This is a genomic window from Isoptericola sp. NPDC057559 (assembly GCF_042801555.1).
Classification (GTDB): Bacteria; Actinomycetota; Actinomycetes; order Actinomycetales; family Cellulomonadaceae; genus Isoptericola.
Genome location: NZ_JBHVFQ010000004.1, coordinates 113,922 through 135,979, shown reverse-complemented (window position 1 = coordinate 135,979; position 22,058 = coordinate 113,922). Strand labels below are relative to the sequence as shown.

Here is a 22,058-nt window from a genome sequence, read left to right as displayed (position 1 = left end):
CCCAGCCCGCCGCCGACGCGGGCTCAGCCGGCCAGGCCCCGGCGCGCCAGCAGCGGGTCGATCCGCGGGTCGCGTCCGCGCAGCTCGCGGAACGACGTCAGCGGGTCCTGGGACCCGCCGCGGGCGAGCAGGCGACGGCGGAAGGCCTCGCCGTTCTCCCGCGTCAGCCCGCCGTTCTCGCGGTACCACTCGACGGTGTCGGCGTCGAGCACCTCCGACCAGATGTACGAGTAGTAGCCCGCCGCGTAGCCGCCGCCGAACACGTGGTTGAAGTAGGTCGTGCGGTACCGCGGCGGGACGGCCGGGAGCGCGACCCCCGCGTCCGCGAGCGCCTTCGCCTCGAAGTCGAGCACCTCGTCGACCGACGTCGGGACCTCCTCGGGGGTCACCAGGTGCCACGCCTGGTCGAGCAGCGCGGCGGCGAGGTACTCCGTCGTGGCGAACCCCTCGCCCCACTGCCGCGACGCGAGCATGGTCTCGACCCACGCGGCCGGCAGCGGCTCGCCGGTGGCGTGGTGCACGGCGTAGGAGCGCAGCACCTCGGGCTCCCACGCCCACATCTCGTTGACCTGCGACGGGTACTCCACGAAGTCCCGCGGCACCTCGGTGCCGGACTGCGAGGGGTAGCGCACGTCGGACAGCAGGCCGTGCAGGGCGTGACCGAACTCGTGGAACAGGGTGATGACCTGGTCCCAGAGCAGCAGCGTGGGCTCGCCCGCCGGCGGCTTGACGATGTTGAGGTTGTTGACCACCACGGGGCGCTGCCCGAGCAGGTGGCTCTGGTCGACGAGGTTGTTCATCCAGGCCCCACCGCGCTTCGAGGCCCGCGTGTACCAGTCGGCGAGGAACAGCCCCAGCCCCGTGCCCGGCTCGCCGGGCTCCTCGGAGTCGAAGACCTCGAAGACCCGCACGTCCGGGTGGTAGCCGACGAGGTCGGTGCGCTCGGCGAAGCTCAGGCCGAACAGGAGGCCCGCGGCGCGGAAGACGCCGTCGTGCACGACGCGCTCCAGCTCCAGGTAGGGCCGCAGCAGGGCGTCGTCCAGCGCGTACCGCTCCTGGCGCACGCCCTCGGCGAGCCGCGCCCAGTCCGACGCCCGCAGCCCGGCGCCGGGGTCGGTCCGGTGGAGCAGGGCGGTCAGCTCCGCCTCCTCGGCGCGCGCGTTCGCGACGGCCGGCGGGGCGAGCCGTCCCAGCATCGCGCTGATCGCCTCGGTGGTGCGGGCGGTGGCGTCCTCCGCAACGTAGGCCGCGTGGTGCGCGTAGCCCAGCAGCCGCGCGCGCTCGGCGCGGAGCCGGGCGATCTCGAGCAGCGTCTCCCGGGTGTCGTGGGCGTCGCCGCGGGTGCCTCGGGACTCGCTGGCGGCCTGCACCCGCTCCCGTACGTCCCGGCGCGCGAGGGAAGCCACGACGTCCTGCCGGGTCGGCAGCTGGAGGTCGAGCAGCCACGCGCCCTCGTGCCCCCGCGACGCCGCGGACGCCGCCGCCGCGTCGATCGCGTCGGCGGGCAGCCCCTCGAGCTCCGCGACGTCGGTGACGAGGACCGCCGAGGCCTTCTCCCCCGCGAGCAGCTTGCGGCCGAAGACCGCCTCGAGCTCGGTGAGCCGCCCGTTGAGGCGGCGCAGCTCGTCCTGCTCCCCCGGGCCCAGGTCGATGCCCGAGCGCCGGAAGTCCTTCAGCAGCGTGCGCAGCAGCCACGCGGAGTCGTCCTCGAGCTCGACGTCGCCCGACGCGGCCGCGTCCGCGAGCGCCCGCACCCGCGCGTGCAGCCGCACGTCCATGCCGATCGCGTCGCGGTGGGCGGCGAGCGCCGGCGACAGCCGCTCGTGCAGGTCCTCGAGCCCCGGCGTCGCGTCCGCGCTGACCTGGTTGAAGAAGGCCGTCAGGGCGCGGTGCAGGGTCCGGCCCGAGCGCTCGAGGGCCTGCAGGGTGTTCGCCACGCTCGCCGGGGCCGGGTCGGTCACGATCGCCTCGACCTCGGCGAGCTGCTCGGCCATGCCCGCCCGGATCGCGGGCTCGTAGTGCTCCTCGCGGAGCACGCGGAAGTCGGGCAGCTCGTACGGCAGGGAGGACGGTGCGGCGAACGGGTTCGCGGGGTCGAGGCTCATCACCCCATCCAACCGCACCGGCGCCCTCGCTCAGCCGGCGACGCGGCCCGTCCCCCGCTCCTCGCGCAGCGTCCCGTCGGCGGCCAGCACGAGCTCGGCGTCCAGCCCGAGCCGGTCGAGGAACGCCCGGTCGTGGCTCACGACGACCAGCGCGCCCCGGTACGCCGCCAGCGCCTGCACCAGCTGGTCGGTGCTGGCGATGTCGAGGTTGTTGGTGGGCTCGTCGAGCACCAGCAGCTGCGCGGGCGGGTCGGACAGCAGCAGCCGCGCCAGGGTGACGCGGAACCGCTCGCCGCCCGAGAGCGTCGCCACGGGACGGCCCGTCTGGTCGCCGCGGACCAGGAAGCGCGCGAGCCGGTTGCGCAGCTCGCCGGGCGCGACGTGCGGTGCGCCGGCGCGGACGGCGTCGAGCACGGTCTGGTCGTCGTCGAGCACGTCGAGCCGCTGCGGCAGGTAGCCGACCCGGTCGGTGAGCGCCTGGGCCCGGGCGCCGGTGCCGACGCCGTCGGCGACCCCGGCCGCGGTCGCGCCCGGGGCCCCGTCCACGGAGCCGTCGAGGGCCGACCCGACGAGCCGCTCCAGCAGCGTCGTCTTCCCGACGCCGTTGGGCCCGGTGAGGGCCACGCGCTCGGGGCCGGCGAGGACGACCTCGCGCCCGTCCGTGCCGCGCAGCACCGCGAGCCGTCGCCCGGCGGGCACGCCCGGGTCCGGCAGGTCGACGACGATGCGGTCGTCGTCCCGCACCGAGAGCTCGGCCGCCTCGACCGCCGCGCGCGCCGCGGCCTCCTTGTCGGCGGCCGCCCCGCGCCGTGCCCCCTGCGACTTCTGCGCGGAGTTGCGTCGGTCGTTGACCACGGCCTTGACGTAGCGGGAGTTCGCGACGTCCTTGCGCCCCTGGCGCTCGGAGTGCGCGATCTTCTCCTCCGCCTCGATCCGCTGCCGCTTCTCGCGGCGCAGGGACTGCTCGGCGTCCCGCAGCGCGGCGCGCGCCGCCTCCTGCTGGGTGGCCAGGTACTCCTCGTACCGGGAGTACGTGCCACCGAAGGTGGTCAGCCCGCCGGTGCGCAGCTCCGCGGTCTCGTCGACGAGCTCGAGCAGCTCGCGGTCATGGGAGACGACGACGAGGGTGCCGCGCCAGGTGCGGACGATCTCGTGCAGCCGCTCGCGGGCGCCGCCGTCCAGGTTGTTCGTCGGCTCGTCGAGCAGGGCGACGTCCGCGCCGCGCAGCCGCACGCCGGTGACGGCGACCAGCATCGCCTCGCCGCCGGACAGCGTGCCCACCGGGCGGTCGAGCACGCCGTCGCCCGAGGGCAGCCCGGCTCCGGCGAGCTCGGCGAGGGCACGCTCCTCGACGTCCCACGCGTCGCCGACGACGTCGAACAGCGCGGCGAGGCCGTCCTCGGGCGCGGTGCCGTCCGTGATGGCACGCACGGCGTCGACGACCTCGCGCACGCCCAGCAGGTCGGCCACGGTGGCGCCGGTGTCGAGGGTGAGGCGCTGCGGCAGGTAGTCGGCCACGCCCGACACGGTGATCGTGCCGGACGTCGGGCGCAGGCGGCCCGCGACGAGCCGCAGCAGCGTGGACTTCCCCGCGCCGTTCAGGCCGACGAGGCCGGTCCGGCCGCGGGAGAACGCGCCGGAGACGCCGGCGATCGGGGTGGCCCCGTCGGGCCAGGAGAAGGTGACGTCGTGCAGGACGACGGAGGTGTGGGTGAGAGGCACTCAGGGGCTCCAGCGGGTGCGGGGTGCGGCGGACGGCGGGTGCGTCGACGCCGCTCCCCCGGGCCGTTCGTGCGGCCGGCGGGGAGCCTCGGGTCGACGCGGTCAGGCGGTCCGGGTGCCCGTCATCGCTCGGTGTCTGCCTCTCGTCCTGGAGCCGTCCCCTCTCACGCGCGGCGGAGGCCGCGGGGACGGCGTCGAGATTCGCACACCGTCGCCCGGGGCGCAACCTCGTTTCCCCCACGTCGCGGCCTAGGCTGTCCGGATGCCTGCCGAGCCCCTGAGCGACGCCGAGTTCGACCTCTGGTACGGCCCGTGGGCGCCGCGCACACCGCGGGACGTCGCTGCCCTCTTCGTCGGCTACCCGGGGACGTGGTGGGTCGCCGGCGGCTGGGCCCTGGAGGCCTTCACCGGCGTCCGGCGGCACCACGAGGACATCGACCCCGGCGTGCTGCGCCAGGACCTCCCCGCGCTGCGGCGCCACCTCGCGCCTTCCCTGCACACGTGGGCCGCGTCGTCGGGCACGCTGACCCCCGTGCGTCCCGACGTCGACCCCGACGCCCCGGCCGACGACGTCCTGCCCGACGGCTGCGGGCAGCTGTGGACCCGCCGCGACGCCACGTCGCCCTGGGAGTTCGACATCCTGCTCGGCCCCGGGACGCCGGAGACCTGGGTGTACAAGCGAGACCCGGGGATCACGATGCCGATGGCGGACGCCCTGTGGTCCGCGGACGGCATCACCTACCTGCAGCCGGAGATCCAGCTGCTGTACAAGGCGCGCGGCCTGCGCCCCAAGGACCGCCGCGACTTCGACGCGACCGTGCCGGCGCTCGGCCGGGACCGCCGTGCGTGGCTCGCCGACGCGCTCGCGCGCACCCTGTCGGGGCACCCCTGGCTGGAGGCGCTGCGCTGAGCGCCGGACGGTCGCTCAGGCGGCCGCCGGCGCCTCGGCGGGCCACGGCTCGTTCGGCTCGCGCGGGTCCCCCGGCACGTACGACGCGACCCACGAGTCCTGGAGCACGCCGCGCTGCGCGCCGAAGCGGCGCAGCAGACCCTCGTACGTGAAGCCGAGCTTCCAGGCCACCCGGCGGGAGGCCCAGTTGCCCACGTTCGCCCGCCACCGCACGACGCCGAGGCCCAGGCCCTCGGGGTCGACCGCCCAGTCGACGACGAGGCGCGCCGCCTCCGTCGTCAGGCCGCGGCCGCGGGCGTCGGGGGCGCACCAGAAGCCCAGCTCACCCGCGGGCTGGACACCGGGCGCTCCCTCTCGCGACATCCCGACCATCGCCAGGACCGGGCCGTCGACGTCGCCGGGCGCGCGCACCGCCCAGGTGAAGTCCTTCTCCTGCGCCCAGCCGTCCGCGACGAACTGGTCGACGAACCCCTCGGCGTCCGCCCGCGTGTACGGGGACGGGACGGTGGTCCACCGCGCGACGGCGGGGTCCGCGCAGATCTCGGCGATGCGGTCGACGTCCGCGGCCGTCGGGACGGAGAGGCGGACGCGGTCGGAGGTGAGGACGAACGGTTCCATCCGCGCATGGTGGCACGGGGCCCGGACGGCTTCACGCTATTTGTCCGGTGTCTCCTCGGTCGCTCCGGCGGCCTCGTCGTCGGCCCGGACCGGACCGCCCTCGGGCGCCGGGAGGACCGGGGCGACGGCGAGCGGCCCGTCGCGCAGCCCGGCGGGCTCGTCCAGCTCGGGGTGCGGCCGGTCGCCGCGCAGGGTGGAGAAGACCGTCCACGCGACGGCCATGAGCGGCACCGCGATGATCGCGCCGAGGATGCCGGCGAGCACCGTGCCCGCGGTGACGCCGAGGCCGATGACGAGCGGGTGCAGCGCGACCTGCTTGCCCATGATGAGCGGCTGCAGGACGTGCCCCTCGAGCTGCCCGATGAGCGCGATGCCGATCGTCACGATGAGCGCGGTGACGAACCCGTTGGCGGCGAGCGCGACGACGGCCGCGATGATCATGGCCAGCGGGGCACCGATGAGGGGGATGAAGGCGCCGATGAACACGAGGACGGCCAGCGGGGCCGCGAGCGGCACCCCGAGGATGCTCAGCAGGATGAACGCCAGGACGCCGTCGGTGAACGCGATGATCACCGTGCCGCGCGCGTAGCCCGAGAAGCTGTACCAGCCCGCTCCCGCGGCGGCCTGCCACCGGGTGCGGTGCTCCTCCGGGATCTGGCCCAGGAACCAGCGCCACATCTTGCCGCCCGACGCGACGAAGAAGACCGTGCAGAAGATCGACAGGGCGAAGATGGCGAAGCCCTCGAAGACCGAGCCCGCGCTCTGCGCCGCCTGGCTGACCAGCGAGTCGGCGTTGTCGGCGACCCACTGCCGGCCCTGGTCGATCCACTCGTTGATCTGGTCGCCGGTCACGGACAGCCCGAACGGCCCGCTCTCCACGTACTTGAGGATCTGCTGCACGCCGGTGTCGAACTGGCCGGCGAGGTTCTCCCACTGGCCCGCCACCGACGCCACCACGTAGGTGATGAGCCCGCCCAGCACGAGGAACGCGCTGAGGATGGCGAGCGCGGTGGCCAGGGCTCGAGGCATGGCCTTCGCGTAGAAGTCCGCGACCGGGTTGAGCACGGACGCGAACACGAGGCCGAGGAACACCGCGATGAAGACGAGCTGCACCTGCACCGTCGCCCAGAACACCAGCGCCACCGCCGCGGTGAGGGCGATGAGCCGCCACGACCACCCGGCCGACGTCCGCAGCCACGCCGGGACGTTCTCGTTCGCACGCTTCGCCACCCGTGCACCCCTCTCGCGATCGTCCGCCCAGTCTGCCGCACCGTGCCGCCCGACGAGGGAGGACGTCCCCGGGCGTCGCCGTTCCGCACCTCGGGCGTGCGAGCCCGGCCCGGGTGAACTTCGACGGCGCGGCCCCGGGCACGGTGCGCGACGGCCGACGCCGCACGACCATGGGGTGACGTCCGGGGCGCGGGCGTCCGGCGAGAGGAGCGCACCATGTCCGTGGCACCGCCGAAGCCCACCGACCGCGCGCGCGAGGTCCCGTCCTACGACGCGGAGTCGCTCGCCGGCCTCCTGGCCCTGCTGCCCGACGTCGACGCCGTCGAGCTCAAGCTCACCGTGCCCGGCGCTGACCACCGCCGTGTGCTCGAGCGGCTCGGCATCGATGCCCTGGACGCGACGATCCGCCAGGTCGCGTTCGTGGACACCCCCGGCCTGGACCTGTCCGCGGCGGGGCTCGTCGTGCGTGCCCGGCGCACGGCGCGCAAGGACGGCGACGTCACCGTGAAGCTGCGGCCGATGCTGCCGACGGAGGTCCCCGAGCGGGTGCGCCGGGCCGACGGCTTCAAGGTCGAGGTGGACGCCTCCCCTGCCGGCTTCACGTGCTCGTGCTCGCTGACCCGGCGCGTGCCCGACGGCGACGTGCGCGCCCTGCTGGCCGACGTGGGTCGGCTGCCCGACCTGCTCGACCCGGTGCAGCGCTCGCTGCTGTCCGACCGGCTCCCCGCGGGCACCGCCCTCGGCGACCTGCGCGTGCTCGGGCCGCTCACCCTGCTCAAGGCGCGGTTCGCGCCGCCCGAGCTCCCGCGGCGGATGGTCGCCGAGCTGTGGTTCCTGCCCGACGGCGGCCGGGTCCTGGAGCTGTCGAGCAAGGCGACGCCCGGCGCGGCGTTCCAGGCCGCGGCGGAGACCAAGGTGTTCCTCGCCCGGCGCGGCGTCGACCTCGGCGCCCCGCAGGAGACGAAGACGCGGACGGCCCTGGGAGCGCTCGTCGCCCGGCTCGACGTCCCGGGGTGACGTCCCGGGGCGACGAGGCCTTTCCCGGACGCATCCGTGGCCAGGTAGGATGACGTCCAGACTTCCGGCGCGAGAGCGTCGGCGGGATCCGAATGAGACGGCGGATCGAGACGCCCTCGTCGCTCCACACGACGGGGGCGTCTTGCTGTCCGTGCGGCCACCGACCGGCGTCCCCGTGTCGGCGGGTCGCGGCAGAGTAGGACGGTGAGACCCGACCCCGCGCTGCACGCCCCGGTGCTGCGCGCCCGCCCGACGATCGCGCACCTGGACGCCGACGCGTTCTTCGCGGCCGTCGAGCAGCACCAGCGGCCGTCGTTGCGCGGGCGCCCCGTGCTGGTCGGCGGCGTCGGGCCGCGCAGCGTCGTGGCCACGGCGTCGTACGAGGCCCGGCAGCACGGCGCGCGTTCCGCGATGCCGATGGAGCAGGCCCGGCGGCTGTGCCCGCCCTCGACGATCGTCCTCGTGCCACGGTTCGCCGCGTACTCGGCCTTCTCGGCCCGGATCATGACCGCGCTGCGCGAGGTCACCGACGTCGTCGAGCCCGTGAGCATCGACGAGGCCTTCGCCGACCTCACCGCCGCCACCGGGCCGCAGACCGACCTCGACGAGCTCGCGCACACGATCCGCGAGCGGGCGCGCGAGCTGAGCGGGCTGCCGGTCTCGATCGGCCTGGGTCGCTCCAAGCTCGTCGCGAAGCTCGCCTCGGAGGCCGCGAAGCCGGGCGGGGTCCGGGTCGTCGGCGCGGACGAGGAGGACGCGTTCCTGCTCGACCTGCCCGTGCGGGCGCTGTGGGGCGTGGGCCCGGTCTCGGCAGCGCGCCTGGACGGTCTGGGAGTGCGCACGGTCGCCGACCTGCGCCGCCAACCGCTCGACACTCTCCTCATGGTCGCCGGCGAGGCGGGCGGGACCAACCTGTACCGGATCGCGCGCGGCTGGGACGACCGCCCCCTCACGACCGTGCGCGAACGCAAGTCCGCCGGCGCCGAGCACACCTTCGACACCGACCTGCACGGCCGCGCCGCGACCGCCGCGGCCCTCGACCCCGTCATCGACGCCGCGCTCGCACGCCTCGGACGGCACGCCGCGGCGGCCCGCACCGTGGTCGTCAAGGTGCGCCTCGCGTCGTTCACGACCCTGACCCGCTCGGTCACCCTGCCCCGCCCCACCATCGAGGAGGCCGCCCTGCGCGACGCGGCCCACCGCGCGCTGCAGCTCGCCGAGGTCACCGAGCCCGTCCGCCTCCTCGGCGTCGCGTTCCACGCCCTGTCCGAGCACGCACAGCTCATGCTGCCCCTCGGGCCGGAGCTGCCGGAGGTGGCGGAGGTGGCGGTGACCCCCGACCAGGCCGACGGCCCGGGCGGCGGCGAGGCCGTGTCCGCGCCGCCGCCGGTGACGGGCCCCGTCCGGGCGACGGCCGCCACCGTCGCCCCCGGCCTGGACGTCGAGACCGCCGCCGACGGACGCGGATGGGTCGTGCGCGTGGGCGACGACGGACGCATCGCGGTGCGCTTCGAGACCGCACGGACCGGACCCGGCTACCAGCGCTGGATCGACCCCGACGCCGAGGACCTCACCCTCGTCGAGCCCCTCGGCCCGGACGGTGAGCCGCTCCCGGGCGCGACCAGGGAGGACTAGGAGGCCGACCGCATCGACCGCATCGGTCGTGCCCGCACCTCGCGGTCGCCTCCGCCTTCGACACCGAAGGTGTGGCACCTCACACCGCGGAGACGACCTGGCCCCCGCACACAAAACAGCCCCTCACCCGCAGGCGAGAGGCTGTTCCAGGTCGAACTTCGGTGTCCGGAGGGGGACTTGAACCCCCACGCCCGATAAAGGGCACTAGCACCTCAAGCTAGCGCGTCTGCCATTCCGCCACCCGGACGAGTGGACCTCGACCGCGCCTCAGCGCCGTCTCGGTGCGTGGAAAAACATAGCACGACGAGGGAGGGATCCTCCAAACCGCCGGGCCCCTCCCCCGGCCTCGGCGCCACCGTCGACGCCGTCCCCCGGACGACCGCCGAGCGCCCCGGGCCCGTCGGCGCCGCGGGGATCCTCGCGAGCTGCGCGGGCGGGGCGTCCGCGCAGGTCTGAGCGCTGCGCACGACCGTCGGTGGCGACGTGTAGCGTCCTGCCCGCCCGGACCAACCGGTCAAGGGTGAGGAACGGGACGACCGGCGTCGAGCGGTCGTGAGGACGGGAGCGCCGCACGTCATGATGGGTGGGCACCACGCCGCGTCGGGAGCGGCCGCCTGGGTCGCGGTCACGTCGACGGCACCGTTCGCGTTCGGCTGGCACCCCGTGTCGGACGTCGGGGTGATGACCGGCGCGCTGGTCTGCGCGGGCGCGGCCCTGCTGCCCGACGCCGACCATCACAGCGGCACCATCGCCCACTCGCTCCCCCCGGTGTCCGAGGGCGTGTCGAAGCTCGTCGCGACCGTCTCGGGCGGGCACCGCAACGGCACCCACTCGATCCTCGGCATCGCCGTCTTCACCGCGATCGCCTGGGTGATGGGCATGCTCTCGATCCGTACGGAGACGTTCGGCGAGGTCCTGATCGGCCCCGGCATCATGGCCGTCCTGCTCATCGCGTTCGCGCTGCGCGCCTGGAAGGTCACCGGCGGCAAGCGCTGGTGGAACTGGACCCTGTCACTGTTCCTGGCCGCCTGCGTCGCCGTCTTCGCTCCCGAGGAGTGGAACTGGATGCCGATCGCCGTCGCGCTCGGCTGCGCGGTGCACGTGGTCGGCGACCTGCTCACCACCGCCGGCGTGCCGCTCCTGTGGCCGCTGAAGTTCCGCTCCCCGTACTGGGTGCGCCGCTACCGCGTGCTGCCCTTCGACGACGTGTGGCGCGACGGCGGCAACCTGTCCCTGCCGATCCTCGGCGACGCCGGCTCGTGGCGCGAGTGGCTCGTCATGACCCCGGTCAGCCTGTACGCCGTCGTCGGCGTCGCCTGGTCCGCGCTGGGGCAGATGGGCTTCGACACGCAGCCGGTGTGGGACCAGGCGTCCGCCTGGGCCACGGCGCTGGCCGGCTGAGCCCACCTCGGGTCCGGGTCAGCCCCCGCGCCTGTCCGCCTCGACCGCCGCGCGCAGGCCCCGGTCCTCCGCCGCCATCCCCGGCAGCCCCAGGCGCGGGTCGTCGGACGCCCGCCCGGCGAGCACCGCCTCGAGGTAGCGGCGGTCGGCGGCGAGACGCGGCACCGGGTCCGCCGTCGGCGCGCCGTGCCCGGGCACCAGGACGGCGCAGCGGGCGACCAGGGGCGCGAGCCGGTCGAGCCCGGCGAGGTGGTCCTCGACGTCCCGCACCGCTCCCCGCCCGCCGCTGATCTCGTCGCGCGGCAGCGGGAGCTCGACGTCGCTCAGCAGGTCCCCGGCGACCAGCACGCCGCCGCGCGGCAACCACAGCGCGCCGTGCCCGGGGGCGTGCCCGTCGTGCACCACGACCTCGGTGGGCGGCAGCACCCCGCCCGGGTCCGGGACACCGGGCTCCCCCGCCGGGATCGGGTCGACGCGCCCGACGAGGCCCAGCACCTCGGGCGGGTGACCGGCCCCGCCGTAGCGCGCGGCATCGGCGCCCGCCTCCGAGAGCAGCCGCACCCGGTACCGCGAGGCCACGGCGGCGGCCCGAGGCGTTGCCCAGCGCGGGACGCGGCTCCCCAGGCGCGGGTGCCAGAGGAGATGGTCGTGGTGGGCGTGGGTCGCGAACCCCGCGGCCGGCCACCCGCCGAGCGCCCGCACCTCGTCGGCGATCGCCACGAGCTCGTCCGGTTCCCACGCCGGGTCCACGAGGAGCGCGGCCCGTGCGCCGCCCGTCGGCGGCGCGAGGACCAGGGTGGTCGTCGTGCGCAGGCGCCGGGCGGTCCGGACCAGCACCGTCTCGACCCCGGGCCGTCCCTCGGCCACCGGCACGAACCCCATCCCCGCACCCTACGGACGCGGACCCGCGCACGGCCCGCGGACCCGCTCACCCACGGGATCGATAAATACCTGGACCGCCCGGGAGCGCGACTGACATGCTCCCGGCAGAGGGCACGCGATCGACGCGGGCCCGCACGCGAAGGAGGGCAGACCGATGGACGTCGTCGTCATGCGCGCCCTCCCGGAGACGCTCCGGCGGGCGGACACCACCCGATCCTGAGGGGCCGTGCTCGAGCTCCTCGACCTGAGCAGGAGTCTCGCGTGCACCAGCACACCCCTTCCCTTTCCCTCTCCACGTCCTTCCCCCTGACCGCCTTCGGGGCGGAGGCGGGCGGCGACGCCCCCGTGGAGCCCGGCGCCGACCAGCGATGGTCCACCTGGACCTCCGTGACCAAGGGTCAGCGCGGCCCGGAGCCCCGTCCCGACTGGGTCGTCACCGCCGACGCCGCGCTCGACACCGAGCTCGGCGTGCTCAAGACCGGCAAGGAGGCGGACGTCTTCCTCGTCGAGCGCGCGGTGCCCGGCGACCCGGACCGCCGCAGCCTGCTGGCCGCCAAGCGCTACCGGGGCCGCGACCACCGGCAGTTCCACCGCGACGGCGAGTACACCGACGGCCGTCGCGTCCGCCGCACCCGCGACCAGCGGGCGATCGAGGACCGCAAGTCCTCGTGGGGCAAGGCCGTGGCCGCCACCCAGTGGGCCGACGCCGAGTTCCTCGCGCTCTCCCGCCTGTGGGACGCGGGCGCCCCGGTGCCCTACCCCGTGCAGATCGACGGCACGGAGATCCTGCTGGAGTTCGTGGGCCGGGAGTCCGCGGACGGCACGGCGGAAGCCGCCCCGCGCCTCGCCCGCACGCGCCCCGAGGCGGAGCAGCTCGCCGACTGGTTCGACCAGCTGCGGCACGGCATGGGCGTCATCGCCCGGCTCGGCTGGGCGCACGGCGACCTGTCGCCGTACAACATCCTCGTGGACGACGCCGCCGACGGCGGGCGGCTCGTGATCATCGACCTGCCGCAGGTCGTGGACCTCGTGGCGAACCCGTTCGGCGCGGACCTGCTGCACCGCGACTGCCGCAACGTGTGCACCTGGTTCGCGTCGCGCGGCCTCGACGTCGACCCCGACGAGCTGTTCGCGGACGTCTTCGCCCAGGCCTGGTGAGGCCCCCGGCGGGACAGCAGCGTGGGCGCGCGCGTCAGCCGCCCGCGCCCACGCTGTTGTCCGGGGCGCCGTCGCCCGGGGGCAGGTCGCCGCGCTCCAGGGGGTTCCCGCCTCCGGGAGTCCCCGCGGTCAGGGCCGCGAGCTCGTCGTGCGAGGGGACGCGGACGTTCCGGGCCGCCTCCTTGAGCGCCTCGCCGTCCGCGGCCTCTCCGGAGAGGCGCACCGTGACGTCGTCACGCTGCACGACGTACTCCAGCGCGTCGCCGGCCGCGCGCTCCAGGAGGTCGCCGTCGTCCGTGCAGGTGACGGGGCCGGCGACCTCGTCGCCCGTGACGGAGAGGAGCGGCACGCGCGGGCAGTCGTCCGCGGTCATCGCGTTGCCCGTCGCGCTGAGCAGGAACGCGCCCGCCGTCGCCGGGTCGCTGAAGACCAGCGAGAACCCGTCCGCGCCGTAGACGCCCGCGGCCGTCGCCACGGCCGCGAACGGCTCGGCCGACGTGGTCAGCACGTACTGCGGCGCGGCACCCCAGCCGGCCGCCGCCGCGGCGACCTCGTCGGGGTCGGCCGGCGGGGCCGTGGAGGACGACCCGCCCGGGCCACCCGAGGGCGAACCACAGGCGCCCAGGGCCAGCAGCGCGACGACGGCGGGCAGGGTCCGTGCGCGGCGCAGGCTCATGAGCGCTGATGATGCCACGGGACTACCGTGGACGGATGGGTGCACCGGCGGCGTACGACGACGAGGCGCTGGCGACCTTCTTCGCGGGCCTCGGCCTGGCGCTGGGCGCCCGAGACCTCGAGGACCTGTCCGAGCGGTTCGACCTCCCGGTGCTGCACGTCGGCCAGTCCGTCTCCACGGTCGTGACGTCGCCCGAGCAGGTGCTGGCGCTCCACCGGGAGCGGCCCGCGGCCGTGACCGCCGCTGACGCCGTGGCCGCCGTCCCCGAGGTCCGCGCCGTCGACGAGGCGGGCTGGGGCCTGCTCTGGGTGGACGTGCGATGGAGCTACCGGGACGAGCTCGCCGCCGAGCGGGCCGGCGAGGAGGTCCGCTACCTGCTGCGGCGCGGGCGGGCCACCTTCGTCGTGTGCGTCGTCGCGCCCGTCGACTGAGCCGCCCCCTCTTCCCCCGGGACGCGATCCGTGATTCTCTATAAGTGTCAACTTATAGAGAACCGAGACCGAGGAGCCGACATGACCATCACCATCGACCCGGTGGCCACCGCCGGCCTGGTGGCGAGGGAGATCCGCACCGGCGAGCGCGACGGCGCGCCGACCAAGATCGCCGTCGCCCGCCGCGCCTACGCCACCGACCGCGACGACCTGTGGGACGCCGTCACCTCCCCCGAGCGCATCCGGCGCTGGTTCCTGCCCGTCACGGGCGACCTCGCCGTCGGCGGCCGCTACCAGCTCGAGGGCAACGCCGGGGGCACCGTCGAGCGCTGCGCGGCACCCGAGGGATTCGCCGTGACCTGGGAGTTCGCCGGGTCCGTGTCGTGGCTGACCGTGTCGCTGGCGCCCGCCGTCGACGGCACCGTGCTGGAGCTCGTGCACGAGGCGTCCGTGCCGCAGGAGCTGTGGGACCAGTACGGGCCGGGCGCCACCGGCGTCGGCTGGGACCTGGGGCTCATGGGCCTCGGCCTGCACGTCGCCGACCCGTCGACCCCGATCGACCCGCAGGTCGCCGAGGCGTGGACCCTCTCCCCCGACGGCGTCGCGTTCGCCCGGCTCGCCGCCACGGGATGGGCCGACGCCGCCGTCGCCGACGGGGACTCCCCCGAGGCCGCCCGCGCGGCCGCCGAGCGCACCGTCGCCTTCTACACCACGGCGCCGGAGGCCTGATGACCCAGGCCGCGGGCGACGGACCGGCAGCGGCCCGGCGGGGAGTCTTCGAGGCGCTGGGCGACCCGGTCCGGCGCCGACTGCTGGAGCTGCTCGCCGCCGGTGAGCAGCCCGCGGGGGCTCTGGTCGAGACCCTGCGCGCCGAGGCGCGCATCTCCCAGCCCGCGGTCTCCCAGCACCTGCGCGTGCTGCGTGACGCCCGCCTCGTCACCGTGCGCGCGGAGGGCACCCGCCGCCACTACGCCGTCGACGACGCCGGGCTCGACGTCGCACGCCTCTGGCTCGCCCGCTTCGGCGAGCCCTTCGCCCAGCCGCTCGACGCCCTCGAGACCGAGCTGGCCCGTGGCCGGCGGGCACGACGACAGGGATCGGGCCGCGGCACGGACGCCGGCGCCGAGGGCACCGGGGAGGGCACCGCGGACCGGGCGGGCTGACTCAGGGCACGAGCTCGCGGCGCAGGACCCACCGCGGCAGGCGACCGCTCGTCGCGGACGTCTCGTCGACCCGGTCGAAGCCCACCGACTCGAACAGGTCGACGGTGCCCACGAACGCCGCGCTGACGGGGACGCGCCGTCCCGGCTCCGGCTCGACCGGGTAGCCCTGCACGGCGTGCGCCCCGTGCTCGCGGGCGTAGTCCACGGACGCGGCGAGCAGGGCGCGGGCGACGCCGCGGCGGCGGTACCCCGGCCGGACGACGAAGCACATGACGGCCCACGTCGTCGGCCAGTCGTCCGGGTCGACCCGCGGCAGCACCCGCGAGCGCTGGAGCGACGACGCCGCGGACACCGGCGCGAGGCCCACCCAGCCGACGACCGTCTCGCCCTCCTCCCCGTGCTCCGGGTCGGGAAGGTAGGCGAGGAGCCCCGGTGCCGGGGTGCGGCCCGACAGGTCGCGCAGGTGCTCACGACGGCCGTCGACGGGCATCCCGCGCGGCTGGCGCCAGTGCAGGCACCAGCACGCCTGCGGCCGGCCGCGCGGGTTGAGCATCGTCACCACGTCGTCGAACCGGTCGGCGCTCGCCGGGGCGATCCGGAGCCCGGAGGTCATGCCCGCCAGGCTAGGGGGCGGTCCTGACCTCCGCCCACGGGAAGCCGCCGTCACCGGAAGTCCCGCGACCGGGTGGCCACCGGCAGCCGCAGCGGCGCGAGGTGCTCCGCGAGCAGGTTGACCGCGCCGTCGGCGCTCTCGATCCGGCCCCGGACCACCATGGCCGGGGCGCTGCGCGCCACGGTGCGGAAGCGCCGCCACAGCCCGGCGGTGCAGATCACGTTGAGCAGCCCGGTCTCGTCCTCGAGCGACAGGAACGTCACGCCGCCGGCCGTGCCCGGGCGCTGCCGGTGCGTCACGACGCCGCCCACCGCCGCCCGCCGGCCGGGCTCGGTGGCGCACGCCTGCGCGACGGTGAGCACCCCCGCGCGCTCCAGGCCCTCGCGCACGTGCTCCAGCGGCGACGTCGAGCCCGGCGTGATGCCGGTGGCCCAGGCGTCCGCGACGTCCACCTCGAGCTCCGTCATGCCCGGCAGCGTCGGCGCGTCCACCCCGACCGACACGCCCGGCAGGGTGCCCGGCCCCTCCTGGCCGAGGGCCCCCGCGGCCCAGAGCGCCTCGCGGCGCCCCGCGCCGAGGCCCTCGGTGGCGCCCGCCGTCGCGAGCGCCTCCAGCTGGGCGGTGCTGAGCCCCACCCGGCGGGCCAGGTCGCGCAGGTCGCGGAACGGCCCGCGCTCCGTGCGCTCGGCGACCATCTGCTCCGCCAGGTCGTCCCCGACGCCCCGCACGGCGGACAGCCCGAGGCGCACCGCGAGCGCCGGGTCCGGCGGCGGGCCGAACTCCCCCGCGGGCGGCGCGGCCGGGCCGGTCGGCGCGTCCGCCGGGTCGTGCCCGGGCAGCCGCTCGACGCCCGCGAGCGCCCCCGACGCGTTGACGTCCGGGCGCAGCACCTGCACGCCGTGGCGGCGGGCGTCCGCGGCCAGCGACTGCGGCGAGTAGAAGCCCATCGGCTGCGCGGCCAGCAGCCCGGCGTAGAACGCGGCCGGATGGTGCACCTTGAGCCACGAGCTCGCGTACACGAGGTACGCGAACGAGTAGGCGTGCGACTCGGGGAACCCGAAGTCCGCGAACGCCTTGAGCTTGTCGTAGATCGCCTCCCGCACGACCGGGTCGTCGACCCCCTTCTTCCGCATCCCCTCCAGGAGCCGGCCGTGCAGCGCCTCCATCCGCTCGACCGACCGCTTGGAGCCCATCGCGCGCCGCAGCTGGTCCGACTCGGAGGGGGTGAAGCCCGCGACGTCGATCGCCATCTGCATGAGCTGCTCCTGGAACAGCGGCACGCCCTTCGTCTTGCGCAAGGAGCTCTCGAGCAGCGGGTGCAGGTACGTCACGGGCTCCCGGCCGCGCGCCCGCTCGATGTACGGGTGCACCGACCCGCCCTGGATGGGCCCGGGGCGGATGAGCGCCACCTCCACGACGATGTCGTAGAACTCCCGCGGCTGCAGGCGCGGCAGGGTGGCCATCTGGGCGCGCGACTCCACCTGGAACACCCCGACGGTGTCGGCGGCGCACAGCAGGTCGTACACCGCCGGGTCGTCGTCGGGCAGGCCGTGCAGCGTGAGCTGCTCGCCCGTGCGCGCGGCCACCGAGTCGAACGCGTACCGGATCGCGGTGAGCATGCCGAGGCCGAGCAGGTCGAACTTCACCAGCCCCGCGTCCGCGCAGTCCTCCTTGTCCCACTGCAGCACCGTGCGTCCCTCCATGCGGGCCCACTCCACGGGGCAGACCTCGATCACCGGGCGGTCGCACATGACCATCCCGCCGGAGTGGATGCCCAGGTGCCGGGGCAGACGCAGCATGCGCTCGGCGAGGTCGAGCACGGGCGCGGGGATCTGCCCCTCCTCCGCGGCCGACGGCGGGCGCCGGCCGGGCACGACGTCGTGGGAGTCGTCCGCGCGGCGGACCTCGCCCTCGTCCGTCGCGAGCGGGTCCACGACCCGCCGGCGGCCCTCGTCACCGTCGGGCCGGGGGCCCTGCCGGTGGCCGAGCGTCGGCGACCAGTCGCGGCGGCCGCGCCCCGGCTGGTGACCCGCGTGCGGGCGGTCGGCGCTGCCCCCGCCCTGTCCGCCCTGTCCACCCTGCCCGCCCTGTCCGAGCTGTCCGTGCGGCCCGTCCGGGAGCGTCTCCGCCGGCCCCCACAGCGCGGCCACGCGCGCGTCCTTGGCCGCCGTCCGGTTCTCCGGTGCGCCCGCCGCCGCCCGCGCGGCCCCGGCCGCGGCGTCGGCCGCCGGGCTGGCCGGGTCCGGCCCGCGCAGCGACCCCCAGCGCTCGATGGACTTGCTCCAGGCGTCCTGCTGCCCGACGTCGTAGCCGAGCGCGCGGGCCGCGTCGCGCACGGCCGATCGCGGCCGGTAGGAGATGACGTTCGCGACCTGCGCGGCGTGCGTGCGCCCGAACGTCGCGTAGACGTGCTGGATGACCTCCTCGCGGCGCCCGGACTCGATGTCGATGTCGATGTCCGGCGGGCCGTCGCGCTCGGGCGCGAGGAAGCGCTCGAACAGCAGGCCGTGCTTCACCGCGTCCACCGCCGTGATGCCCAGGGCGTAGCAGACCGCCGAGTTGGCGGCGCTCCCCCGCCCCTGGCACAGGATGCCCTCGCGCCGGCAGAACTCCACGAGGTCGTAGACGACCAGGAAGTAGCCGGGGAACGTCAGGTCCTCGATGACGCGCAGCTCGTGGTCGATCTGCGCCCACGCCCGGGCGGCGCCCGCCCCACCGTCGTCCGGCCCGGCATCCGGCCCGGCGTCCGGCCCGGCGTCCGGCCGCGGCCCGTACCGGTCGGTGGCGCCCCGCCGCACCAGCTCGCGCAGCCAGCTCGCCTCGTCGTGGCCGTCCGGCACCGGGTAGGGCGGCAGGTTCGGCGCCACCAGGCGCAGGTCGAAGGCGCACTCGGCGGCGAGCGCCGCCGCCGCGGCGACGGCCTGCGGGTGCCGGCGGTGCAGCGACCGCATCTCGGCGGCCGAGCGCAGGTGCGCCACCGGGCCGCCGGGCAGCCAGCCGTCCAGCCCGTCCAGCGAGGAGCGCGCCCGCACCGCGGCGAGCGCGCCCGCGAGGTCGGCGTCGCGCGGGCGGGCGTAGTGCGCGTCGGTGGTCGCCACGAGCGGCACGCCCGCGTCGCGGGCCAGCGCCGCGAGCGCCGCGTGCAGGTCGGCGTCCCGGGGGTCGCCGGTCGCCGTGATCTCGACCGCGACGTTGTCGCGGCCGAAGGTGGCGGTCAGCAGGTCGAGCTCGCGCCGCGCCGCGGCGACGCCGCCGCCCGGCCCGGGGGCGGTGAGGGCGCGCCGGACGGCGCCCTTGCGGCACCCGGTGAGCACGAGCCACTCGCCGCCCGCCTCGGCGCCGAGCTGCTCGAGGTCGTAGCGGGCCTTGCCCTTGACCCCCGCCTCCAGGTGCGCGGTGGCGATCGCGCGGGACAGGTTGCGGTAGCCCTGGTCGCCGCGGGCGAGGACCAGCAGGTGGGTGGCGCGCGGGTCGGGCAGCCCGGTGGGCGGGTCGAGCACCGGGCGGCTCCCCGCCGTGCCGGGCGCCGCCCCGGGCGTCAGCGGGGCGGGCAGGTGCAGCTCGGCTCCGAAGACCGTGGGCAGCCCCACCTTCCGGGCCGCCTCCGCGAAGCGCACCACCCCGTACAGCCCGTCGTGGTCGGTGAGGGCCAGCGCCTCCAGCCCCAGCCGCGCACCCTCGGCGGCCAGCTCCTCCGGGTGCGAGGCACCGTCGAGGAAGCTGAACGCCGAGTGGGCGTGCAGCTCCGCGTAGCCGCCCGGGCGCCCGCCGGCGCTCCCCGTCGTCTCAGTCATAGAACGCCTCCACCTGCCACCGGCCGCCGGACTGCGCCAGCAGCAGCGCCCGCCCGTCGTCGAGCACCGCCTGCAGGTAGACGCGGCGCGCGCCCCCGCCGGCCGCCCACCAGCGCTCGGCGAGCGGCCACGGCCCGGCCCAGCCCGTCACGGAGGCCGCCTCCCGCGCGCCGGGGCCACCCGGGTCACGACCGCACACGACGGCCGCCGGCTCGCCGCTCATCGCGAGCCGGGCGTCCACGACGACGTCGTGCCCCGCCGCGTCGAGCACCCGTGCGGGCACCGGGTCGTCCGGCAGGCCGGCGGGCGCGGGGCTGGGCAGGACGCCGGGCCAGGGCAGGTCGGGGTCGCGGCCTGCGCCGCCCTCGGTGCCGAAGGGCACGAGCCGCACCCGGTCCCGGGGTCCGCGGCCGCCCTGCAGCTCCACCGTGAGCACGGCGTGCCCGCCGAGCAGCCCCTGCACCCGGCCGAGGGCGCGCCGGGCGCGCTCCCCCTCGCCGGCGTCCGCGCCCCACAGGCCGGGCTGGTGCGTGGTCGCCGGGACGACCTCCTCCGCCGCCAGCGCGAGGTGCGCGATGGGCGCGACGACCGGGTCCGTGCCCGACCCCCCGCGCCGGGCGGAGGCGGCGGTGAGCCAGCCCTCGAGCTGCCACCGCACGCGGTCGGTGATCCGCGCCGCGCTCATCCCGCCGGCCGCGCCGTCGTCCGTGCGCCACACGCGCTCCAGCACGGCGCCCTCGGCGTCCCCGCCGACGTCGTCCCCGCCCAGGTCCGCGCCCGCCGTCGTGCGCGCGGTGATGCGCAGGCGCCCGCAGGCCAGGCCGCGGGCGGTGAGCAGGTCGTACAGCGCGGTCGCCAGGCGGCGCGCGGCGAAGGTCGCGACGTCGATCCGCAGGGCGGGCGGGTCGAGCTCCTCGGCGACGGCGAGGTCCTCCTCCACGCGGCGGCGCGCCGGCGGGCGCAGGTCCTCCCCGCGGGCGAGACGCTGGGCCCAGGTGCCCAGGTCGCCGAAGCGGGCCTGCACGCTCGGGGCGGGCAGGGCGGCCAGGTCGCCCAGGGTGTGCAGCCCCAGCCGCCACCACAGCCCCGCCGCCTCGCGCACGGCGGCCACCCCGGCCGGGTCGCAGACGGCGTGCACCAGCTCGCCCACCGGGCGGTCGGCGAGGAAGGCCGCGGACCCGCCCGCGGGCACGACGGCGTCCTCACGGGCGGCGAGCACCGCCGCGAGCAGCCCGTCGGCCACGCCCACCTGGCTCTCGTACCCGGTGCGCGCGGCGACCGCGCCCACCAGGGCCTGCGCCAGCGCGAGCTCGGAGCCGTGGTAGCGCGCGGCCCCGCCCGCCGGCAGCAGGAGCAGGCCGGGACGCGCCACCTCGAGCCCCGCCACCACCGTCTCGGCGGCGAGCGCCACGGGCTCGAACTCGCGTGCGTCGCGGGCGTCGTCGGCGGGCAGCAGCGCCACCTCGGGGCACCGCTCCTGCGCCTGCCGGCGCCGCATCCCGCGCCGCACCCCCTGCGCCCGCGCGACCGCGGACACGGCCACCACGCTGTGCCCCGCGCCCGATCCGCCGCCCGACCGCGCGCCGAGCACCGCGGCCGGGACGTGCGCGTCCAGGCCCGCGCCCGCCAGCGCCGCCACCACCGGCCAGTCCGGGACCCACACGACGGCCGTCCGGACCCCGACCGCCGTCGTGCCGCCCGGCGTCGTCGCACCCCGTGCTGCGGCGTCCGGCGCCGTCGCAGGACCCGACGTCGCAGCATCCGACGTCGCAGCCATCACGCCACCCGCAGCCGGGCGCCCGGCCCGCCGCGCTCCGCAGCGGGCGAGCCGAGCCCCTCGTCGAGACCCGCGTCGAGACCCGCCGGGTCGCCCCCGACCACGCGCTCGACCCGCAGCGGCACGTCCACCTCGACCTCGACCGGCCGGGCGGCGGCGCCGCGCCCGGTGCGGCGCACCCGCAGGGTGCGGCGGCGCAGCCACCCCGACCCGTGGTCGACGCCGGACCAGGTGCCGCCGCGCGCCTCGAGGGCGACGTGCGCGCCCGGCCACGCCGCCTGCGCGACCAGCACCGCGCCCCGCTCCCGGGCGCGCGCGGCCAGGCGACGCCGGTCGGCGTCCAGCAGCGTGGCGCCGGGGCCGACGACCACCACGTCCATCCCGTCGAGCAGCGCGGCGAGGGCCGCCGGCGCGTCCGGGCCCGGGGCCGGCACGAGCACGGTCCGTCCGAGCGCGATCCCGGCGTCGGCGGCGGCCAGCATCCCGACCGCCGGCGTGCCGACAAACGCGACCCACGCCCCGGCCCGGGACGCCTCGCCCAGCAGGGCGAGCAGCAGCGTGGTCGAGCCGTGCACCGCGAGCACGGTGCCCGCGGCCAGCCCGCCCCCGGGCAGGAGGCCGGTCAGCCCCGGGTGCACCGGCAGCAGCCGGGCCTCGCGGGGTTCGGTCGCCCGGCCGGGCCCGGCGTGCTGACCGGAGTGCTGACCCGTGTGGTGCCCGGCCTGGCGTCCGGCGTGGTGCCCGGTGCGGTGCTCCGCGGCCCGGAGCGCGGCGCGCGCCACGGCCGCGCGGTCCTGGGCCGGTGCGGCGGCCGGGGCGGCGGCCGGGGCGGGAGCCGCGGTGCGCGGAGGTGCGACGACCGTCACGCGACCTCCTCCCGGGCCCCCGACGTGCGCGAGCACCCCGGACGGGCCAGACCAGCACGA

General features: G+C 76.7%; 18 protein-coding genes and 1 tRNA gene. 8 read left to right on the top strand and 11 right to left on the bottom strand.

Going from position 1 to position 22,058, the window contains the following annotated elements; genetic code table 11:
• Nucleotides 1–23: 23 nt before the first annotated feature.
• Nucleotides 24–2,105: a M3 family metallopeptidase gene (locus ACFU5J_RS06690; RefSeq protein ID WP_430578198.1), complete on the bottom strand. Its 2,082-nt coding sequence runs from the start codon at nucleotides 2,103–2,105 to the stop codon at nucleotides 24–26.
• 30 nt (nucleotides 2,106–2,135) lie between these two features.
• Nucleotides 2,136–3,827: an ABC-F family ATP-binding cassette domain-containing protein gene (locus tag ACFU5J_RS06685; protein ID WP_430578197.1), complete on the bottom strand. Its 1,692-nt coding sequence runs from the start codon at nucleotides 3,825–3,827 to the stop codon at nucleotides 2,136–2,138.
• Between the two features lie 262 nt (nucleotides 3,828–4,089).
• On the opposite strand from ACFU5J_RS06685, the gene ACFU5J_RS06680 reads away from it, so the two are divergent.
• Nucleotides 4,090–4,737, top strand: coding sequence for a hypothetical protein (locus ACFU5J_RS06680; protein WP_430578196.1), 648 nt, complete (start codon nucleotides 4,090–4,092; stop codon nucleotides 4,735–4,737).
• Between the two features lie 15 nt (nucleotides 4,738–4,752).
• Here ACFU5J_RS06680 and ACFU5J_RS06675 read toward each other — a convergent pair whose 3' ends face one another.
• Nucleotides 4,753–5,355 carry a GNAT family N-acetyltransferase gene (locus tag ACFU5J_RS06675; RefSeq protein WP_430575491.1) on the bottom strand — a complete coding sequence of 201 codons (603 nt, stop codon included), beginning with the start codon at nucleotides 5,353–5,355 and terminating at the stop codon, nucleotides 4,753–4,755.
• Nucleotides 5,356–5,391: 36 nt separating this feature from the next.
• Entirely contained in the window at nucleotides 5,392–6,585 is a 1,194-nt protein-coding gene (locus ACFU5J_RS06670) for an AI-2E family transporter (protein WP_430578195.1), read from the bottom strand.
• A 216-nt stretch (nucleotides 6,586–6,801) separates the two neighbouring features.
• On the opposite strand from ACFU5J_RS06670, the gene ACFU5J_RS06665 reads away from it, so the two are divergent.
• The gene (locus ACFU5J_RS06665) at nucleotides 6,802–7,602 is read left to right on the top strand and encodes a hypothetical protein (RefSeq protein WP_430575489.1); all 801 of its coding nucleotides are present in this window, start codon (nucleotides 6,802–6,804) and stop codon (nucleotides 7,600–7,602) included.
• 204 nt (nucleotides 7,603–7,806) lie between these two features.
• The gene (locus ACFU5J_RS06660) at nucleotides 7,807–9,237 is read left to right on the top strand and encodes a DNA polymerase IV (protein ID WP_430578194.1); all 1,431 of its coding nucleotides are present in this window, start codon (nucleotides 7,807–7,809) and stop codon (nucleotides 9,235–9,237) included.
• Between the two features lie 162 nt (nucleotides 9,238–9,399).
• On the opposite strand, the gene ACFU5J_RS06655 is transcribed toward ACFU5J_RS06660, so the two are convergent.
• Nucleotides 9,400–9,484, bottom strand: a tRNA-Leu gene (locus ACFU5J_RS06655).
• Nucleotides 9,485–9,789: 305 nt separating this feature from the next.
• On the opposite strand from ACFU5J_RS06655, the gene ACFU5J_RS06650 reads away from it, so the two are divergent.
• On the top strand, nucleotides 9,790–10,638 hold the full coding sequence (locus ACFU5J_RS06650) for a metal-dependent hydrolase (protein ID WP_430575480.1): 849 nt from the start codon (nucleotides 9,790–9,792) through the stop codon (nucleotides 10,636–10,638).
• 18 nt (nucleotides 10,639–10,656) lie between these two features.
• Here ACFU5J_RS06650 and ACFU5J_RS06645 read toward each other — a convergent pair whose 3' ends face one another.
• A complete protein-coding gene (locus ACFU5J_RS06645; RefSeq protein ID WP_430578193.1) occupies nucleotides 10,657–11,520 on the bottom strand; it encodes an MBL fold metallo-hydrolase in 864 nt (287 codons plus the stop codon).
• Nucleotides 11,521–11,826: 306 nt separating this feature from the next.
• Here ACFU5J_RS06645 and ACFU5J_RS06640 point away from each other — a divergent pair, with 306 nt between their 5' ends.
• Nucleotides 11,827–12,678: a serine protein kinase RIO gene (locus ACFU5J_RS06640; RefSeq protein ID WP_430578235.1), complete on the top strand. Its 852-nt coding sequence runs from the start codon at nucleotides 11,827–11,829 to the stop codon at nucleotides 12,676–12,678.
• Between the two features lie 34 nt (nucleotides 12,679–12,712).
• Here ACFU5J_RS06640 and ACFU5J_RS06635 read toward each other — a convergent pair whose 3' ends face one another.
• Nucleotides 12,713–13,372 carry a hypothetical protein gene (locus ACFU5J_RS06635; protein ID WP_430578192.1) on the bottom strand — a complete coding sequence of 220 codons (660 nt, stop codon included), beginning with the start codon at nucleotides 13,370–13,372 and terminating at the stop codon, nucleotides 12,713–12,715.
• Nucleotides 13,373–13,389: 17 nt separating this feature from the next.
• Between ACFU5J_RS06635 and ACFU5J_RS06630 the strand changes: the two genes are divergently transcribed.
• The 3 genes from ACFU5J_RS06630 (at nucleotide 13,390) to ACFU5J_RS06620 (ending at nucleotide 14,948) form a co-directional block, all read left to right on the top strand.
• Nucleotides 13,390–13,785, top strand: a complete 396-nt coding sequence (locus tag ACFU5J_RS06630; protein WP_430575477.1) for a hypothetical protein — start codon at nucleotides 13,390–13,392, stop codon at nucleotides 13,783–13,785.
• 81 nt (nucleotides 13,786–13,866) lie between these two features.
• Nucleotides 13,867–14,514: an SRPBCC family protein gene (locus tag ACFU5J_RS06625; RefSeq protein ID WP_430578191.1), complete on the top strand. Its 648-nt coding sequence runs from the start codon at nucleotides 13,867–13,869 to the stop codon at nucleotides 14,512–14,514.
• Nucleotides 14,514–14,948, top strand: coding sequence for an ArsR/SmtB family transcription factor (locus ACFU5J_RS06620; protein WP_430578190.1), 435 nt, complete (start codon nucleotides 14,514–14,516; stop codon nucleotides 14,946–14,948). The genes ACFU5J_RS06625 and ACFU5J_RS06620 overlap by 1 nt, the downstream gene beginning before the upstream one ends.
• A 1-nt stretch (nucleotide 14,949) precedes the next feature.
• On the opposite strand, the gene ACFU5J_RS06615 is transcribed toward ACFU5J_RS06620, so the two are convergent.
• From ACFU5J_RS06615 to ACFU5J_RS06600, 4 genes are read right to left on the bottom strand one after another with little or no spacing between them, the layout of a single operon-like run.
• Nucleotides 14,950–15,561, bottom strand: coding sequence for a GNAT family N-acetyltransferase (locus ACFU5J_RS06615; RefSeq protein ID WP_430578189.1), 612 nt, complete (start codon nucleotides 15,559–15,561; stop codon nucleotides 14,950–14,952).
• A 50-nt stretch (nucleotides 15,562–15,611) separates the two neighbouring features.
• On the bottom strand, nucleotides 15,612–19,355 hold the full coding sequence (locus ACFU5J_RS06610) for a PHP domain-containing protein (RefSeq protein ID WP_430578188.1): 3,744 nt from the start codon (nucleotides 19,353–19,355) through the stop codon (nucleotides 15,612–15,614).
• Nucleotides 19,348–21,132: a DNA polymerase Y family protein gene (locus ACFU5J_RS06605; protein WP_430578187.1), complete on the bottom strand. Its 1,785-nt coding sequence runs from the start codon at nucleotides 21,130–21,132 to the stop codon at nucleotides 19,348–19,350. The genes ACFU5J_RS06610 and ACFU5J_RS06605 overlap by 8 nt, the downstream gene beginning before the upstream one ends.
• Nucleotides 21,132–21,998: a hypothetical protein gene (locus ACFU5J_RS06600; protein ID WP_430578186.1), complete on the bottom strand. Its 867-nt coding sequence runs from the start codon at nucleotides 21,996–21,998 to the stop codon at nucleotides 21,132–21,134. Before ACFU5J_RS06600 ends, ACFU5J_RS06605 begins: the two co-directional genes overlap by 1 nt.
• Between the last annotated feature and the right edge of the window lie 60 nt (nucleotides 21,999–22,058).